Origin of the sequence: Pseudomonas abietaniphila, assembly GCF_900100795.1 — a bacterium.
Taxonomy (GTDB): Bacteria; Pseudomonadota; Gammaproteobacteria; order Pseudomonadales; family Pseudomonadaceae; genus Aquipseudomonas; species Aquipseudomonas abietaniphila.
Window position 1 is genome coordinate 72,001 of record NZ_FNCO01000010.1, and the last position, 15,534, is coordinate 87,534.

The window sequence follows — 15,534 nt, forward strand, 5'->3', positions numbered from 1 at the left end:
CCCATGCTGCTGCGTTTTACCAAGATGCATGGCCTGGGCAACGATTTCATGGTGCTGGACCTTGTGAGCCAGCACGCGCACATCCTGCCCAAGCACGCCAAGCAATGGGGCGATCGACACACCGGCATCGGTTTCGATCAGCTGCTGCTGGTCGAAGCGCCGAGCAATCCGGATGTGGATTTTCGCTACCGGATTTTCAATTCTGACGGCTCCGAAGTCGAACAGTGCGGCAACGGCGCGCGCTGCTTCGCCCGCTTCGTGCTGGACAAGCGCCTGACGGCCAAAAAGCAGATCCGCGTCGAAACCAAGAGCGGCATCATCGAGCTGGATATCCGTAACGACGGCCAGATCAGCGTCGACATGGGCGCGCCGCGTCTGGTGCCTGCTGATATCCCTTTCGATGCGCCGCAACAGGCGATCAGCTACACGCTTGAAGTCGACGACGACACGGTCGAACTGGCTGCCGTGTCCATGGGCAATCCCCATGCGGTGCTGCGCGTCTACGACATCAACAACGCACCTGTTCATACGCTGGGCCCGAAAATCGAGAATCACCCGCGCTTTCCGGCCAGGGTAAACGTCGGTTTCCTCCACGTCGTCGACCGTCAGCGCGCACAATTGCGCGTCTGGGAACGCGGGGCGGGCGAAACCCAGGCCTGCGGCACCGGCGCCTGCGCCGCGGCCGTTGCCGCCATCAGCCAGGGCTGGATGGAGTCGCCACTGTTGATCGATCTGCCCGGCGGACGCTTGTCCATCGATTGGGCCGGCCCGGGACATCCTGTGCTGATGACCGGCCCGGCCGTCAGGGTCTATGAAGGCCAAGTACGTCTATGAGTGAGAGTATCCAATGACCGACCAGCCTCAGACTTCAACCGACACGCCCAGCGAATCGCCTGCCGATAACGCAGTGCCCGCCCTTGAAGCCGAGGCAGTCGCCGCCTGGCTACAGCAACACCCGGACTTTTTCGCCGAGCATGACGACCTGCTCACCGCGATGCGCATTCCTCACCAGCGTGGCGACACCGTCTCGCTGGTTGAGCGCCAGCTGAAGTTACTGCGCGAACGCAACATCGAAATGCGCCATCGGCTTTCACAGCTGATGGACGTCGCGCGCGACAACGACCGTCTCTTCGAAAAAACCCGTCGCCTGATCCTCGCGCTGATGGACGCCAACAGCCTGGAAGACATCGTGATCGCGGTGGAAGACAGCCTGCGTCAGGAGTTTCAGGTGCCGTTCGTGAGCCTGATCCTGTTCAGCGACAACCCGATGACCGTGGGTCGCTGGGTCACCAGCGCCGAGGCGCAGAAAGCCCTCGGTGGATTGATCTCGGGTGGCAAGACAGTCTGCGGCGCCTTGCGAGAGCACGAGCTTGAGTTCCTGTTCGGTGCTGACCAGAGCAAGGAAGTCGGTTCCACCGCCATCGTCGCGCTCAATCATCAGGGCCTGCACGGCGTTCTGGCCATCGGCAGCCGCGACCCGCAGCACTACAAAAGCTCGGTGGGCACACTGTTCCTCACCTACATCGCCGATGTATTGAGCCGACTGCTGCCGCGCTTCACCAACGCCCTGCGTTCGGTGCGCTAGTCATGGAACGGCAGCTGGACGCTTACTGCACACATCTGCGCAGTGAGCGTCAGGTGTCGCCCCACACGCTGGATGCCTATCGCCGAGATTTGAGCAGAGTGCTGGGGTTCTGCGAGAAGCAGAACATCGGCAGCTGGAAGGCCTTGGACATCCAGTCCATGCGCGGCCTGGTCGCCCGCTTGCACCAACAGGGTCAGTCATCGCGCAGCATCGCCCGTCTGCTCTCGGCAGTGCGGGGCTTTTATCATTACCTGAACCGCGAAGGCATCTGCGATCACGACCCCGCCAACGGCCTGGCGCCTCCCAAAGGCGAGCGCCGCCTGCCCAAGACACTGGATGCCGATCGCACGCTGCAGTTGCTGGAAGGCGGCGTCGAAGACGAATTCCTCGCCCGCCGCGATCACGCGATTCTCGAATTGTTTTACTCGTCCGGCCTGCGTTTATCCGAACTGACAGGCCTGAATTGCGAGCAGCTGGACCTAGCGGATGGGCTCGTTCAGGTGCTCGGCAAAGGCAGCAAGACCCGCGTGCTCCCTGTCGGCCGAAAAGCCCGCGAGGCGCTGGAGGAATGGTTGAAACAGCGCGCGCTGGCCAACCCTCAGGACGACGCGGTGTTCGTCAGCCAGCAAGGTCGACGGCTGGGTCCAAGGTCGATCCAGCTTCGGGTCAAGGCAGCAGGTGAGCGCGAGCTGGGGCAAAACCTGCACCCGCACATGCTCCGGCACTCCTTCGCCAGCCACTTGCTCGAATCCTCTCAGGACCTGCGCGCCGTGCAGGAATTGCTGGGGCACGCCGACATCACAACGACTCAGATCTACACCCACCTGGATTTCCAACACCTGGCGACGGTGTATGACAGCGCCCACCCACGGGCCAAACGCAAGGATTCTTCAGAACCATGAGCATCAAGCTGATCACCTTCGATCTGGACGACACGCTGTGGGACACCGCACCGGCCATCGTCAGCGCAGAAGCCATGCTGCGCGACTGGCTGGCGGAACACGCACCGAAGCTGGGCCCGGTGCCGGTGGAACATTTGTGGGAAATTCGCTCGCGCCTGGTCGAAGCCGACCCGACCTTCAAGCACCGGATCAGCGCCCTGCGCCGTCGGGTACTGTTTCTGGCGCTTGAGGATGCGGGTTATGCCCACCCTGAGGCACAGGATCTGGCGGACCGCAGCTTTGAGGTCTTCCTGCAAGGACGGCATCAGCTGGATATCTTCCCCGAGGTCGTACCGACGCTGGAACTGCTCACCAAGCAGTACACCCTGGGCGTGGTCACCAACGGCAATGCCGACGTGCGCCGCTTGGGTCTGGCCGACTATTTTTCGTTTGCGCTGTGCGCGGAAGACCTGGGCATCGGCAAGCCCGATCCGGCACCTTTCCTGGAGGCGCTCAAACGCGGCAACGCCGATGCGCGTCACGCCGTGCACGTGGGCGATCATCCCGGCGACGATATCGCAGGGGCTCAGCAGGCGGGCTTGCGGGCGATCTGGTACAACCCGGCGGGCAAGCCGTGGGAGTCGGATAGGGCGCCGGATGCGCAGATCAGGCGTTTGACGGAGTTGCCGGGGGTGTTGGCGGGATTGGGTTGAGGGCTGGGTTGGGCCAGACACCAAAAGCATGAAACAAACCCAAAAAAAAGCCCGCAGCGACAGCGGGCTTTTTCCAGCAGGTATCAGACACCCTTAAATAGGGCGGCTACCGTACTTGTTGTCAGGCTTCTTGGGCGGATCGGCGACCACATTGGCCTCCACTTCCTGCACTTTGCCGCCACGGGCGAGGAACTCTTCCATCGCGCGAGCCAGAGCGTCACGCTCTTTATTCTTGGCCTCTACGCTGGGCAGCTCATCAACCGAGACCGCAGCCTTGGCTTTGCCTTTGGTTGGGGTGACCGACGCTTCGGGGCTGTCTTCGACATCCGCGCCGTCGTCTTCGGGAGCAGCCGCAAGCTCCTCACCGTCGTCCTCACCTTCCAGATCGTCTTCCAGACCTTCGTTATCGATGTCGTCGTCGCTCATGTTCTACCTCATGACTTGCGAAAGCAGATTAGTTATAGCCCAGCTGCGCCTAATTTTTAAGACAGCCGGAAAAAATTCAACTACCGCCGACAATCAGCGGTCGTGCCCCTCACCCTGCAGGGTGGCGAGGACTTTACGTGCACCGCCGGCATCACGGTGCTCGCCTAAATAAACACCTTGCCAGGTACCCATCGCCAACCTCCCGTCAGTCACCGGAAGAACAAGCTGGCAGCCTAGCAAACTGGCTTTGAAGTGCGCAGGCAGGTCGTCGGGACCCTCGTCGTCATGTTCATACCCGTCACGCCCTTGCGGCACCAATCGGTTGAAAAAACGTTCGAAGTCACGACGCACAGCCGGGTCGGCATTCTCGTTGATGGTCAACGAGGCCGAGGTATGCTGCAGCCACAAATGCAACAGACCCACTCGGCAATCTCGCAGTCCGGGAAGCCCTGCGACGATCTCGTCGGTCACCAGATGAAAGCCGCGAGGCCTTGCACGCAGCGTGATTCTGGTCTGTTGCCACATACAGTTCTCCGCCCTTCGGCGCGCATTCTAACGCGGTAAAAAAAAAAGCAAAGCACGCAATGAGTGACGTTTTTTGTAAGCCGAAAACCCAAGTGGGTATGCCGTTGCAAAAACCCTCGGGGATGCCCTGCGACAGGGCCTGAATGCCGTTCGTGCGTCACTCGCTGGCGGTCTTGCCTATCGACAAACGCCAGACAAAAAAATGCCCGGTAAACCGGGCATTTTTTTACAGCCGTGATTACAAGTTGTAGCCACGCTCGTTGTGTTGCGCAAGGTCCAGGCCCACCGCTTCTTCTTCCTCGGTGACACGCAGGCCCATGACCGCGTCCAGCACCTTGAGGATGATGAAGGTCACGATCGCGGTGTAGATGATCGTGAAGCCTACGCCTTTGCACTGGATCCAGACTTGAGCAGCGATGTCGGTCACAGTGCCGAAGCCGCCCAGCGACGGTGCTGCGAAGACACCGGTCAGGATCGCGCCCAGGATACCGCCGATACCGTGAACGCCGAAGGCATCCAGGGAGTCGTCGTAGCCCAGCTTGCGTTTCAGGCTGGTGGCGCAGAAGAAGCAGACTACGCCCGCCGCCAGACCGATGATCAGGCCGCCCATTGGGCCGACAGTACCGGCCGCAGGGGTGATGGCAACCAGACCGGCAACCACGCCCGAAGCGATACCCAGCGCGCTTGGCTTACCGTGGGTCAGCCATTCGGCGAACATCCAGCCCAGCGCAGCGGCAGCGGTTGCGATCTGAGTGACCAGCATCGCCATACCGGCAGTGCCGTTCGCCGCAGCAGCGGAACCGGCGTTGAAGCCGAACCAGCCTACCCACAGCATCGCTGCGCCGACCAGGGTATAACCCAGGTTGTGCGGAGCCATCGGGGTGGTCGGGAAACCTTTACGCTTGCCCAGTACCAGGCACGCTACCAAACCCGCCACACCGGCGTTGATGTGAACGACGGTGCCGCCTGCGAAGTCCAGAACGCCCCAGTCCCACAGCAGACCACCGACACCACTCCAGACCATGTGCGCGATAGGCGCATAGACCAGGGTGAACCAGATGGCCATGAAGATCAGCATCGCGGAGAACTTCATGCGTTCTGCGAAGGCACCGACGATCAGGGCTGGAGTAATGATGGCAAAAGTCATCTGGAAGGTGACGAACACAGCTTCTGGGAACAGCGCTGTTGCACCTGTGATGCTGGAAGGCGTGATGCCTGCCAGGAACGCCTTCGACAGGCCGCCGACGAAGGAGTTGAAGTTAATGACGTTGGCTTCCATACCGGTGGTATCGAACGCCATGCTGTAGCCGTAGATGCACCACAGAATGCTGATCAGACCGGTGATGGCGAAGCACTGCATCATCACGGAAAGAACGTTCTTCGAACGGACCATGCCGCCGTAGAACAGTGCAAGACCGGGAACGGTCATGAACAGCACCAGGGCTGTCGAAGTCAGCATCCAGGCAGTGTCGCCTGAGTTCAGTACTGGGGCTGCCACTTCGTCTGCCGCCATGGCCAAGCCAGGGGTTACGAGGGACAACAGGGCTCCTAGCCCTGCGAATTGACGCAGAGTCATATTGTTTTCTCCTGGGGCGTTGGGTTTGGCGGCTTAGATTGCGTCGGTATCGGTTTCGCCGGTACGTATGCGAATAGCCTGTTCCAGATTGACCACGAAGATCTTTCCGTCACCGATCTTGCCGGTGTTGGCCGCTTTGGTTATCGCTTCGATAACGCGGTCCAGATCCTTGTCGTCGATCGCAACATCGATCTTCACCTTGGGAAGGAAGTCGACTACGTATTCCGCACCGCGATACAGCTCGGTGTGGCCTTTCTGACGTCCGAAGCCTTTGACTTCAGTTACCGTGATGCCCTGCACGCCGATTTCGGACAACGACTCGCGTACGTCGTCCAGCTTGAACGGCTTGATGATGGCAGTGACTAGCTTCATGAAACTTTCTCCCGAATTGGTGGACTTGCCCCAGGAAAACAAACCCGACTCAAGTCTAAGCGCAGTGTCTGGCTTTGTAACGCGTCGATGGCCCGAAACAGACCAGACCGACTCCAGAAAACCGCTTCTGACGAAACACTTCCCCGCTCCGCCTGCCGCACTGCATTCGTCACAGCGACTGCATCAGTGCATGGGTCATATGCCACTAAGCAGAAAGCTTGCCATCTCGTTCAATCCCAGGAATTACGGCGCGTTGATGCCTTTTCCGAGTATCCAGATCGCCATCATCCAACCCGTCCGCACAACAACAGTGCGCACGTGCACGCCCTCATGCGCGAAAACCGTGCAACCCTGCGCCCGTGAAAAGACTATAGACGCTGCGTGCTACACTCCCGCCCATCTGATTCCGGAAGTTGATCATGCTCGCGCCCAAAGCTTTTCTAGACGCCCTGAGTGGCCATGCCTCGCGGTTGTTCAACGGCGAGACCCCGCTACCACGCAACGAATTCGAAACTCAGTTCAAAGCGCTGCTGCAAAGCGGCTTCAGCAAACTGGATCTGGTCAGCCGCGAAGAGTTCGACAGCCAGATGCTCGTCCTGGCCCGCACCCGTGCCCGTCTTGAGGCACTGGAAGCGAAAATGACCGAGATGGAAGCGCAACTGGCGGCACAACCAAAAGAGTGACATCACGACATGCCTGGCACACGCCGGGCATGTTGGATGTGCTCAAGCGCAGTGCGAGAGACGTCGAACCTGCGCTTTTATGGCCGACCCACGTTCGATCTCCGTTTTGCGCAGGTCGTAGGTCAATTGCAGGTTCAGCCAGAACTCCGGCGTCGTTTCAAAACACGCCGCAAGGCGCAACGCCACGTCAGCGCTCACACCTCTTCGCTGAAGCACAATGTCATTGATCGTTGGCGTGGAAACGCTCAAAGCTCGAGCGAGTGCTGCTGACGTCAAGCCCAGCGGCTCCAGGTACTCTTCCTTGAGAACTTCCCCTGGGTGCACGGGGCGCATTCCGTTCTTGGTCATTTGATTTACCTCAGTGGTAATCGACGATTCGCCAATAAATGTCGACACTTCTTCCTCCAATAGGCTAGCGAATACGTGGCTTCGCAGGAAGCCTTCTTCTGTGCACGACATCAATATCAGCCGTGAGTTGAGGTAATACATTCAGTTTCCGAGCCTACCGCGTAATAGTTTTTTTCTTGACGGTCCGAATCGCCCTCGTGATAATAAATTCGATATTGAAACACTATGCGCAATGGATAGCTCATTTACTCAAGGGATCTTGCACGCAATGGATTGTATAAACGTAAAAAACCTGTCTAAAACCTATCAAATAAAAGAAACTTCGGAAGGACCTCTCGGCTGGCTGACAAGTTTGGTTTCTCCCAAGCGTTCGAACAAGAAGGCTGTTGATGATATTTCATTTACTGCCCAGCAGGGTGAGATCGTAGGCTTTCTCGGTCCTAATGGCGCAGGTAAAACCACTACATTGAAAATGCTGTCGGGGCTGCTCTATCCGACGGCCGGCCAGATATCGGTTCTCGGTTATAACCCGCAACTGCGCAGCAAGGAGTTTCTCAAGTCCATCTCGTTGATCATGGGGCAACGTCAGCAGTTGATTTGGGACTTACCTGCTATGGAAACTTTCCGGCTGAATCAGAAAATATTCGAAATTTCCGATGAGCAGTTCAAACAAACCTATGGCTATCTGAATGAATTGCTCCAGGTATCGAAGCTGGCCAAGGCGCCGGTGCGAACCCTGTCGCTTGGCGAGAAAATGAAGTGCGAACTGGTCGCATCATTACTTCATGATCCCAAAGTTCTTTTTCTCGACGAACCGACTATCGGACTCGATGTCGGGGTGCAAAAGATAGTTCGTTCATTTATTCGGGATTATAGTCGTGAGCGCAATGTAAGCGTTCTGCTGACGTCACATTACATGCAGGATATAGAAGCCCTGTGTGAGCGAGTCGTTGTCGTTTCCGATGGCAAGATCTCGTTCGATGACACCTTGGAGTCGTTGCGTAAACGCATGTCGAATCACCGCATCATCACCGTGGAATTGTCTGAAAGCGTTATGGCTTCGGCACTTGGCCGGTACGGTTTGGTGCGCTCCTCAGACGGCTTCGTGCATGAGTTGCTGGTGCCGGCTGACGAGATGGTGGGTATCTGTTCGCAGGTTCTGGCCGAGCAGCCGGTCATCGACATTTCCATCGGTGATCCACCGATCGAAGAGGCCCTGCTGAAGCTGTTCATGGCCTCGCAGGCCGACGCTGGGCAAAAGGTCAAGGGTGCGCCCGGGGAGTGTGTCGCGTGAGCCGATTTGCCATGAAAGTTGCAGGCGTCGCACGCACTGCGATTCGTCGCAAGGTTGGCATCGTGCAGAGCTGTTTGTATTGGTACTCGCCTCTTTGGTGCCGCTGTTCATGATGGTCATTTGGATGGGCATTGCAAAGGATGCCGCGCTGGAAGGTTTTACCCCGGCCAAGTTTACCGCTTACTTCGCGCTGGTATTTTTGGTTGGCGAAATCGTCTCCAGTACGGCTGCTGAAGAAGTCGAGAACGACATTCATTCAGGGGATATTGGCAGTTCCCTCTTGAAACCGTTCAATATTGCCCTTTATTACTTTCTGGGCGAGATGGCTTCGGCGATGGTCAGAGTCATACCGATATTTTTCCTGGTGGCTGGAGTATTCCTGTTTTCCGAAGCGGGCAAGTATTTGCACTTGAGCTATCTACTGCCTGCACTGCTCGGCGTCATACTTGGGTTTGCCATCAACTATTTGCTTTATTTCATCGGCGGGCTTGCGGCGTTCTGGTCCGATCAGGCAAGTGCCTTTGATTTGGTGTTGACTTACATGCTTACGCTGTTTGGTGGGATCCTCGCACCACTGACGCTTTATCCTGGCTGGATGCAGTCGATACTTGAATGGTCGCCATTCCCTTATATTATCAGCTTTCCGATCAGAATCATCATGGGGGAACTAACAGGCGAACAATTGGTTAATGGGCTGATGTTTCAGGCCGTGCTAGTTACTGCACTCTCTTTCTTGGCTCATTTTATCTGGACCAAAGGTGTCAAACGTTATTCGGTGTTCGGATAATGAAGACGCTGAGCGCAGTTAAGGCGCTTCTCACAGCAAGGTTGCGGGCAAATATGAAAGATCGCGTCCCGGTCTTTGTCAGCCTGTTGAATACAGCTCTACTGGGATTGTCCGTTTATGTTGTGATTGAAATTTTCTTTGGAAATGTCGATACAATTGGGGGGTGGAATAAACAGCAATCAATCGTGTTGTATGGTGCTTTTATCCTTATTCGCTCCTTTGTCCAAATGGTGGTATTGCCCAACTGCGAGGCCGCCTCGAAGTTGATCATCAGCAAGTCCATTGACACTTACTTGTCCAAACCAGTTGATGTTCAAACCATTCTGGCATTTGGGCAGTTGCGCCTGTGGCATATTTTCGGGGTCTTGCTGGGGCTGGGTCTGATGCTAGGCGGCAGTCATGCGCAAGGGCAGCTTACGTTGCAGACGCTCGGCGCTTTCCTGGCCTTCATGGTCTTGGCGTGTGCGCTGGTTTATTCGATTTGGTTCAGCATTGCCAGCTTGGCGTTCTGGACCAAGAAAACCGGCAACATTTCCCACCTGCTGTTTATGTTTCTGACAACCGGACGGTTCCCGTCCGGCGCGTACCCGGAGTGGATCCAGGTCGTGATCATGACCGTAGTCCCTGTCTTTTTCATCATGGAAGTGCCCGCGCAATCAGCGATGGGGATGACGACGGGACGGTCTTTGGCGGGCGCCGTACTGGCGACTCTGGCCTTCTTGCTGTTGTCTCGATTGCTTTGGCATTGGGGGGTGAAGAAATACCTTCGAGAAGGTGCCTGATCGCGGCCGGCGAAGTGCTGCGCGCTTCGCTGGCCCGAACCTAGATCACCGACCGAGCACTGACGGCGTGATCACTTATGCAAGGCTTCCCGGTTGTGTTCGTGCAGTAGTTGCTTGAAGCGGCATATCGTTTTAGTAGCTTTCCCTAAGACACATGCAGTAGAACTTGCGAGACCCCCTCCACCTCCTCGCTGACTATCCTTGAGCACGCCGCAGGACGCGGTGCCTCATCAAGGAAAGATCATGTCCCTCGCCATTGTCCTCAGCCGCGCTCAAGTCGGTGTCGAAGCCCCTGCCGTCACCGTCGAAACCCACCTGGCCAATGGCTTGCCCTCACTCACGCTGGTGGGGTTACCCGAAGGCGCTGTGAAAGAAAGCAAGGACCGGGTGCGCAGTGCGATTCTGAACTGTCGGCTGGAGTTTCCGGCGCGGCGCATCACCTTGAATCTCGCCCCTGCTGACTTGCCCAAGGACGGTGGCCGTTTTGATTTGGCCATCGCGCTGGGTTTGCTGGCCGCCAGCGCGCAGGTCCCGACGCTGGCGCTCGATGGCGTGGAATGCCTGGGAGAACTTGCGCTGTCCGGCGCTATACGGCCTGTGCAGGGCGTGCTGCCCGCGGCGCTGGCCGCGCGTGCCGCCGGGCACACGTTGATCGTACCGGCGGTGAACGCCGAGGAAGCGTGTCTGGCCTCCGGGCTGAAAGTGATCGCGGTGAGTCATCTGCTCGAACTGGTCGCTCATCTGAACGGCCACACCGTCATCGCGCCGTATAAGTCCAACGGACTGATTCTGCAAACCCAACCGTATCCTGATCTGAGCGAAGTCCAGGGCCAGACTGCCGCCAAGCGCGCGCTGTTGGTCGCTGCGGCCGGTGCTCACAACCTGTTGTTCAGCGGCCCGCCCGGCACCGGCAAAACCCTGCTCGCCAGCCGTCTGCCCGGCCTGCTGCCACCACTGGATGAGTTCGAGGCGCTGGAAGTCGCAGCGATCCAGTCGGTCGCCAGCCATGCGCCCTTGACCAGTTGGCCGCAAAGACCCTTCCGCCAACCGCATCACTCGGCTTCGGGGCCAGCGCTGGTGGGTGGAGGCAGCCGTCCGCAACCCGGCGAAATCACCCTTGCCCATCACGGCGTGCTGTTTCTGGACGAGCTACCCGAATTCGATCGGCGTGTGCTGGAGGTTTTGCGAGAGCCGCTGGAATCCGGCCACATCGTCATTTCACGCGCCCGGGATCGCGTTCGTTTCCCGGCCAGGTTCCAACTGGTGGCGGCGATGAACCCGTGCCCGTGCGGTTATCACGGAGAACCCACCGGGCGTTGTCGCTGCTCGACCGATCAGATTCAGCGCTACCGCAACAAACTCTCCGGCCCGCTGCTGGATCGAATTGACCTGCACCTGACGGTCGCGCGCGAAACCACGTCTCTGGCCGCCACTGCGCAAGGCGGCGAAAGCAGTGCCAGTGCCGCGCAGCGGGTGTCCGATGCCCGCGAACGCCAGAACAAGCGTCAGGGTTGTGCCAATGCGTTTCTCGACTTACCTGCGCTGAGACAGCATTGCGCGCTGCTCGCCGAAGACGAGGCCTGGCTTGAAACCGCCTGTGAACGCTTGAATTTGTCTTTGCGTGCAGCACACCGCTTGCTGAAAGTCGCACGAACGCTTGCGGATCTGGAGAACGTCGATGCAATCGCCAGGAGCCATATCGCAGAGGCGTTGCAGTATCGGCCGTCTACAAGCTGAAAGACTCATTGCCTGTATCTCAAATGAGATACACAGTGAGTCTTTCGAAGGAGATAACGATGCCCACTCAAACCTCGATGCTGCACGTCCGAATCGATGACGAGCTCAAAACCCAAGCCGCAGAAACGCTGGCGAAATTCGGCCTGACGGTTTCTGACGCCGTGCGAATACTGCTCACCCGAGTTGCGAAAGAAGGTGCCCTGCCCGCCGGGTTTACCAGTGACGCCGCGGCCTACGACAAATGGTTCAGGGCAAAAGTACGCGAAGCCATGGAAGACACAGGCCCGAAGACCTCACATGAGGACGTCATGGACGAAGCAGCGACATTACTCAGAAGGAAGCGTGGTGCTGACAGTTGAATGGAGCAAGTACGCTCGCGGACCTGAAAAGAGTCGACACCAGTGCGAGAAGCGAACGTCGTTTCTGTGGGAGTGAGCTTGCTCACGAAGACGCCGGTACATTCGCTACACCTTCAGCGAACGAAACTCAGCATTCGCGAGCAAGCTCGCTCCCACAGATGCTTGGCCGACCCCGAGTCAGCGGTCTAGCGAACGGTCAATAACTCACCGAAACCGATCCACTTCCTTACGCAGATCCGCAGCCAGTGCGTTCAGTTCTTGCGCCGTGACCGCCAGATTCGACACCACTTCACGCTGTTCGCTGTTCGCCAGTGCAATGCTTTGCAGGTTGGCACTGAGCATGGTCGCGGTGCTGCTTTGCTCTTGGGTCGCGGTGGTGATGGACGCGAACTGCTCGCCCGCGGAACGGCTTTGTTCGTCGATCTGCGCCAGCGCTGCGGCCACCTTGGCGTTACGCGTCAGACCTTCCTGCATCAGCGCATTGCCTTGTTCCATCGTGTTGATCGCGTTGCTGGTTTCCTGCTGGATGCTGGTGATCATGCCGGAGATTTCGTCGGTGGCCTGACGGGTGCGCGAGGCGAGATTGCGAACCTCATCGGCGACCACGGCAAAACCACGACCTTGCTCGCCCGCGCGCGCAGCCTCAATGGCGGCGTTGAGGGCCAACAGATTGGTTTGCTCGGCGATGGAGGTGATCACGCTGACGATGCCGCCAATCTCCTGCGAGCGCTGGCCAAGGGTGTCGATCACGGCAGCCGTGCTGCCCAGCGAACCTGCAATTTGCTCCAGCGAGGCCGAGGCTTCTTCCATGGACGCGCGACCGATACGCGTTTGCTGGGCATTGCCCTGCGCCATACGTTCGGTGCTGCCCATGTTGTCGGCGATGGTCAGTGCTGTTGCGCTGAACTCTTCGACTGCCCCGGCCATGCTGGTGATTTCGCCCGACTGCTGCTCCATGCCCTCGTAAGCGCCACCGGACAGGCCGGACAACGCATGCGCCCGGCCGCTGACCTCCTGCGCGGCGGTGCGAATGTGCGACACCATGGTTTCCAGCGCTTGCCCCATCTTGTTGAAGCTGGCCGCCAACTGGCCGATCTCGTCGTGCCGGGTGACATTCAGGCGGGCGCTCAGATCACCGGCACCCAATGCCTCAGCCTGAGTCACCAGATCCGACAGCGGTTGAAGCTTGCTGCGCAGCAGCCAGATCGCTGCACTGACGGCGATCAACATCGCCAGCAGGCTGCCGATCGCCAATTGCGTACCCACGCTCCAGGTCACGGCGCTGATTTCGTCCTTGGGCATGATCGCCAGAATCGACCACGGGCCGCCTGAAAATGGCTCCGCGACGGTGTAGAAATCGTTGCCCGCGTCCTGCCAGAAGCGACCTTTGCCGGGTTCTTTAACGAAGCCGGTCAAGGTTTTGCTCGCCTGATCCAGATCCTTCACGCCCGCAGGCGGGACAAGCCATTTGTTCTGCTCGTCAAGGAGCGCCAGCGAACCGGTCTTGCCGATCCGGAAACTCTTGAGGTTATCGAACTGAGCCTTTTGCGCGTCGGTGTAATCGAATCCCACGAACAACACTGCGATGACCTTGCCACCGGCGTCACGGACCGGACTGTATTGGGTCATGTACAAACGATCGAACAGCAAGGCGCGACCGACATACTCCTGCCCGGCCAGCAGTCGCTCGTAGGCGGGATGCTTGTGGTCCAGCGTCGTGCCGATGGCGCGCGAACCATCCTGCTTGCTCAGCGATGTGCTGATCCGGATGAAGTCGTCGCCACTGCGCACGAACACGGTCGCCACGCCTGCGGTCATCTTCTTGAAATCATCCACTTCGGCGAAGTCATTGTTCAGGGCGTTGCCATTGAGGAGCAACGTCGGGGTCTGCACGCCCGCGACAGCGATCTGCTGATCCGCTTGCAGCGTGAGGCCATTGAAGCGCTTCTCAAACAGCCCACTCAAACGTTGAGTGCTGTCGCGCAAGGTGCTGTGGAAGGTGTTCAACTGGTCAGCCAGCAAGCGCGCTTCGCTGCCCATATGTTCCTCACGGATGGCCAGGTTAGCCGAATCCAGAGAACGAAGGGCGAACAGGGTACTGCCGCTGATGACAACGGCCAGGATAACGGCCAGGGCAATACCGAGTTGCGAGGCAATACGGGCACGGGGCTGAGACATGAAGACTCCTTGCCGAACGACTGGATCGTCCTGATTTCAGGAAAACCATTCGGACATTATCTAATAGAGGACATCGATGAACCGATTGGAACAAACCGGTATGCAATTACACATTCGGCTGACATGAAGAATACTTGAGTCCTACACCCGGTCTTAGGACGAAGGGCCTGGTTACAAGTTGTTTCAATTTTTCAGCGGTGGGGCTTTACCAGGCCGAAACGCCACCACCCGCGAAAAGCGGGTGCGGCAAGCACGTCACTCCAGGATGGTCACTTCGGGCAACTCCATCGCCTGCACTTCGCCCTGTAAAAAGTCGCTGAGCCGGCGCAAGCGCTCGCCGCCCGGCCGGGTTTTCGGCCAGACAAGGTAATAGTTCTCGCCGCTGACCACCGCCGTACGCCAGGGCAGGCTCAAGCGCCCTTGAATCACGTCCTCGGCCACCATCAGCAGATCACCCATGGACACCCCGTAGCCGCGCGCCGCCGCAATCATCCCCAGTTCCAGCGTGTCAAACACTTGCCCGCCCTTGAGCGAGACCTGATCCGACAATCCCATGCGCTCTAGCCAGCTGCGCCAGTCGCGCCGGTCCGGGGTGGGATGCAGCAACTCCGCGCTGGCCAGTCGCTCGACATCCCAAGGGGAATCATCGAGCAGGCTGGGCGATCCGACGGGAATCAACAGCTCCGGGAACAGGTAGGTCGCTTCCCAGTCCGGCGGAAAATGACCGCGGCTCAACAACACCGCGCAGTCGAACGGTTCCTGGGTGAAGTCGACGTTGTCGATGTCCATCCAGGCGCTGGTCAGTTGCACCTCATTGCCGACCTGCAAATGACGAAAGCGACTGAGCCGCGCTAACAACCAGCGCATGGTCAGCGTGGACGGTGCCTTCATGCGCAGAATCCCTTCTTCGGCCATCAACGCGCTGCAGGCCCGCTCCAGTGCAGAGAAACCTTCGCGCACGCCGGGCAACAGTTCACGCGCGGCCTCGGTCAACTGAAGGTTGCGACCGTTTCGGCGAAACAGACGACAGGCGAAGTGCTCCTCAAGCGTTCGGATGTGCCGACTCACCGCGCTTTGGGTGATCGAAAGCTCCTCGGCGGCGCGGGTGAAAGAGGCATGCCGTGCAGCGGCTTCAAATGCGCGTAGCGCATACAGGGGCGGGAGACTACGAGGCATTGGACACGTTCCTCTGTACGTGAAGGCGACTCATGGCACTGTACCGGAAATGACCCAGGATGAGTTTTACTCATGCCAATGATCGGATTTATCCCTTTGTGCATTGGTGCAC

The 15,534-nt window shown here is 58.5% G+C and carries 17 protein-coding genes; 10 read left to right on the top strand and 7 right to left on the bottom strand.

Features of this window, described 5'->3' with window-relative positions:
- Positions 1-3 precede the first annotated feature (3 nt).
- Genes dapF through BLS87_RS19385 form a run of 4 tightly spaced genes read left to right on the top strand, consistent with a single transcriptional unit; the run spans position 4 to position 3,179 of the window.
- Positions 4-834: a diaminopimelate epimerase gene (gene dapF, locus BLS87_RS19370; RefSeq protein WP_074754623.1), complete on the top strand. Its 831-nt coding sequence runs from the start codon at positions 4-6 to the stop codon at positions 832-834.
- 13 nt (positions 835-847) lie between these two features.
- A complete protein-coding gene (locus BLS87_RS19375; protein WP_074754625.1) occupies positions 848-1,585 on the top strand; it encodes a DUF484 family protein in 738 nt (245 codons plus the stop codon).
- A gap of 2 nt (positions 1,586-1,587) precedes the next feature.
- On the top strand, positions 1,588-2,487 hold the full coding sequence (xerC, locus tag BLS87_RS19380; protein WP_074754627.1) for a tyrosine recombinase XerC: 900 nt from the start codon (positions 1,588-1,590) through the stop codon (positions 2,485-2,487).
- A complete protein-coding gene (locus BLS87_RS19385; protein ID WP_074754629.1) occupies positions 2,484-3,179 on the top strand; it encodes an HAD family hydrolase in 696 nt (231 codons plus the stop codon). Before xerC ends, BLS87_RS19385 begins: the two co-directional genes overlap by 4 nt.
- 93 nt (positions 3,180-3,272) lie before the next feature.
- On the opposite strand, the gene sutA is transcribed toward BLS87_RS19385, so the two are convergent.
- From sutA to glnK, 4 genes are all read right to left on the bottom strand, one after another.
- Positions 3,273-3,605, bottom strand: a complete 333-nt coding sequence (sutA, locus tag BLS87_RS19390) for a transcriptional regulator SutA (RefSeq protein ID WP_074754631.1) — start codon at positions 3,603-3,605, stop codon at positions 3,273-3,275.
- A gap of 93 nt (positions 3,606-3,698) precedes the next feature.
- Positions 3,699-4,130, bottom strand: coding sequence for a secondary thiamine-phosphate synthase enzyme YjbQ (locus tag BLS87_RS19395; RefSeq protein WP_074754633.1), 432 nt, complete (start codon positions 4,128-4,130; stop codon positions 3,699-3,701).
- A gap of 238 nt (positions 4,131-4,368) precedes the next feature.
- Complete coding sequence (locus tag BLS87_RS19400; RefSeq protein ID WP_074754635.1) at positions 4,369-5,706, bottom strand: ammonium transporter; 1,338 nt, start codon at positions 5,704-5,706, stop codon at positions 4,369-4,371.
- A 33-nt stretch (positions 5,707-5,739) separates the two neighbouring features.
- Complete coding sequence (gene glnK, locus BLS87_RS19405; protein ID WP_002555808.1) at positions 5,740-6,078, bottom strand: P-II family nitrogen regulator; 339 nt, start codon at positions 6,076-6,078, stop codon at positions 5,740-5,742.
- A 419-nt stretch (positions 6,079-6,497) separates the two neighbouring features.
- On the opposite strand from glnK, the gene BLS87_RS19410 reads away from it, so the two are divergent.
- The gene (locus BLS87_RS19410; protein WP_074754637.1) at positions 6,498-6,761 is read left to right on the top strand and encodes an accessory factor UbiK family protein; all 264 of its coding nucleotides are present in this window, start codon (positions 6,498-6,500) and stop codon (positions 6,759-6,761) included.
- A gap of 42 nt (positions 6,762-6,803) precedes the next feature.
- Here BLS87_RS19410 and BLS87_RS19415 read toward each other — a convergent pair whose 3' ends face one another.
- Complete coding sequence (locus tag BLS87_RS19415) at positions 6,804-7,109, bottom strand: HigA family addiction module antitoxin (protein WP_074754947.1); 306 nt, start codon at positions 7,107-7,109, stop codon at positions 6,804-6,806.
- Between the two features lie 268 nt (positions 7,110-7,377).
- Here BLS87_RS19415 and BLS87_RS19420 point away from each other — a divergent pair, with 268 nt between their 5' ends.
- The 5 genes from BLS87_RS19420 to BLS87_RS19440 all read left to right on the top strand — a co-directional run bounded on the left by BLS87_RS19420 (position 7,378) and on the right by BLS87_RS19440 (position 12,068).
- Positions 7,378-8,403, top strand: coding sequence for an ABC transporter ATP-binding protein (locus tag BLS87_RS19420; protein ID WP_074754949.1), 1,026 nt, complete (start codon positions 7,378-7,380; stop codon positions 8,401-8,403).
- 109 nt (positions 8,404-8,512) lie between these two features.
- Positions 8,513-9,190, top strand: coding sequence for an ABC transporter permease (locus tag BLS87_RS19425; protein WP_074754639.1), 678 nt, complete (start codon positions 8,513-8,515; stop codon positions 9,188-9,190).
- Positions 9,190-9,972 carry an ABC transporter permease gene (locus BLS87_RS19430; RefSeq protein WP_074754641.1) on the top strand — a complete coding sequence of 261 codons (783 nt, stop codon included), beginning with the start codon at positions 9,190-9,192 and terminating at the stop codon, positions 9,970-9,972. The genes BLS87_RS19425 and BLS87_RS19430 overlap by 1 nt, the downstream gene beginning before the upstream one ends.
- Positions 9,973-10,215: 243 nt before the next feature.
- Positions 10,216-11,709, top strand: a complete 1,494-nt coding sequence (locus BLS87_RS19435; RefSeq protein ID WP_074754643.1) for a YifB family Mg chelatase-like AAA ATPase — start codon at positions 10,216-10,218, stop codon at positions 11,707-11,709.
- Positions 11,710-11,786: 77 nt separating this feature from the next.
- Complete coding sequence (locus BLS87_RS19440) at positions 11,787-12,068, top strand: type II toxin-antitoxin system RelB/DinJ family antitoxin (protein WP_460046983.1); 282 nt, start codon at positions 11,787-11,789, stop codon at positions 12,066-12,068.
- Positions 12,069-12,272: 204 nt separating this feature from the next.
- Here the strand turns inward: BLS87_RS19440 and BLS87_RS19445 are convergent, their stop codons facing one another.
- Together BLS87_RS19445 and BLS87_RS19450 are read right to left on the bottom strand one after the other, a co-directional pair.
- The gene (locus BLS87_RS19445) at positions 12,273-14,246 is read right to left on the bottom strand and encodes a methyl-accepting chemotaxis protein (RefSeq protein ID WP_074754647.1); all 1,974 of its coding nucleotides are present in this window, start codon (positions 14,244-14,246) and stop codon (positions 12,273-12,275) included.
- Positions 14,247-14,501: 255 nt separating this feature from the next.
- Positions 14,502-15,422, bottom strand: coding sequence for a LysR substrate-binding domain-containing protein (locus BLS87_RS19450; protein WP_074754649.1), 921 nt, complete (start codon positions 15,420-15,422; stop codon positions 14,502-14,504).
- Positions 15,423-15,534: the final 112 nt, after the last annotated feature.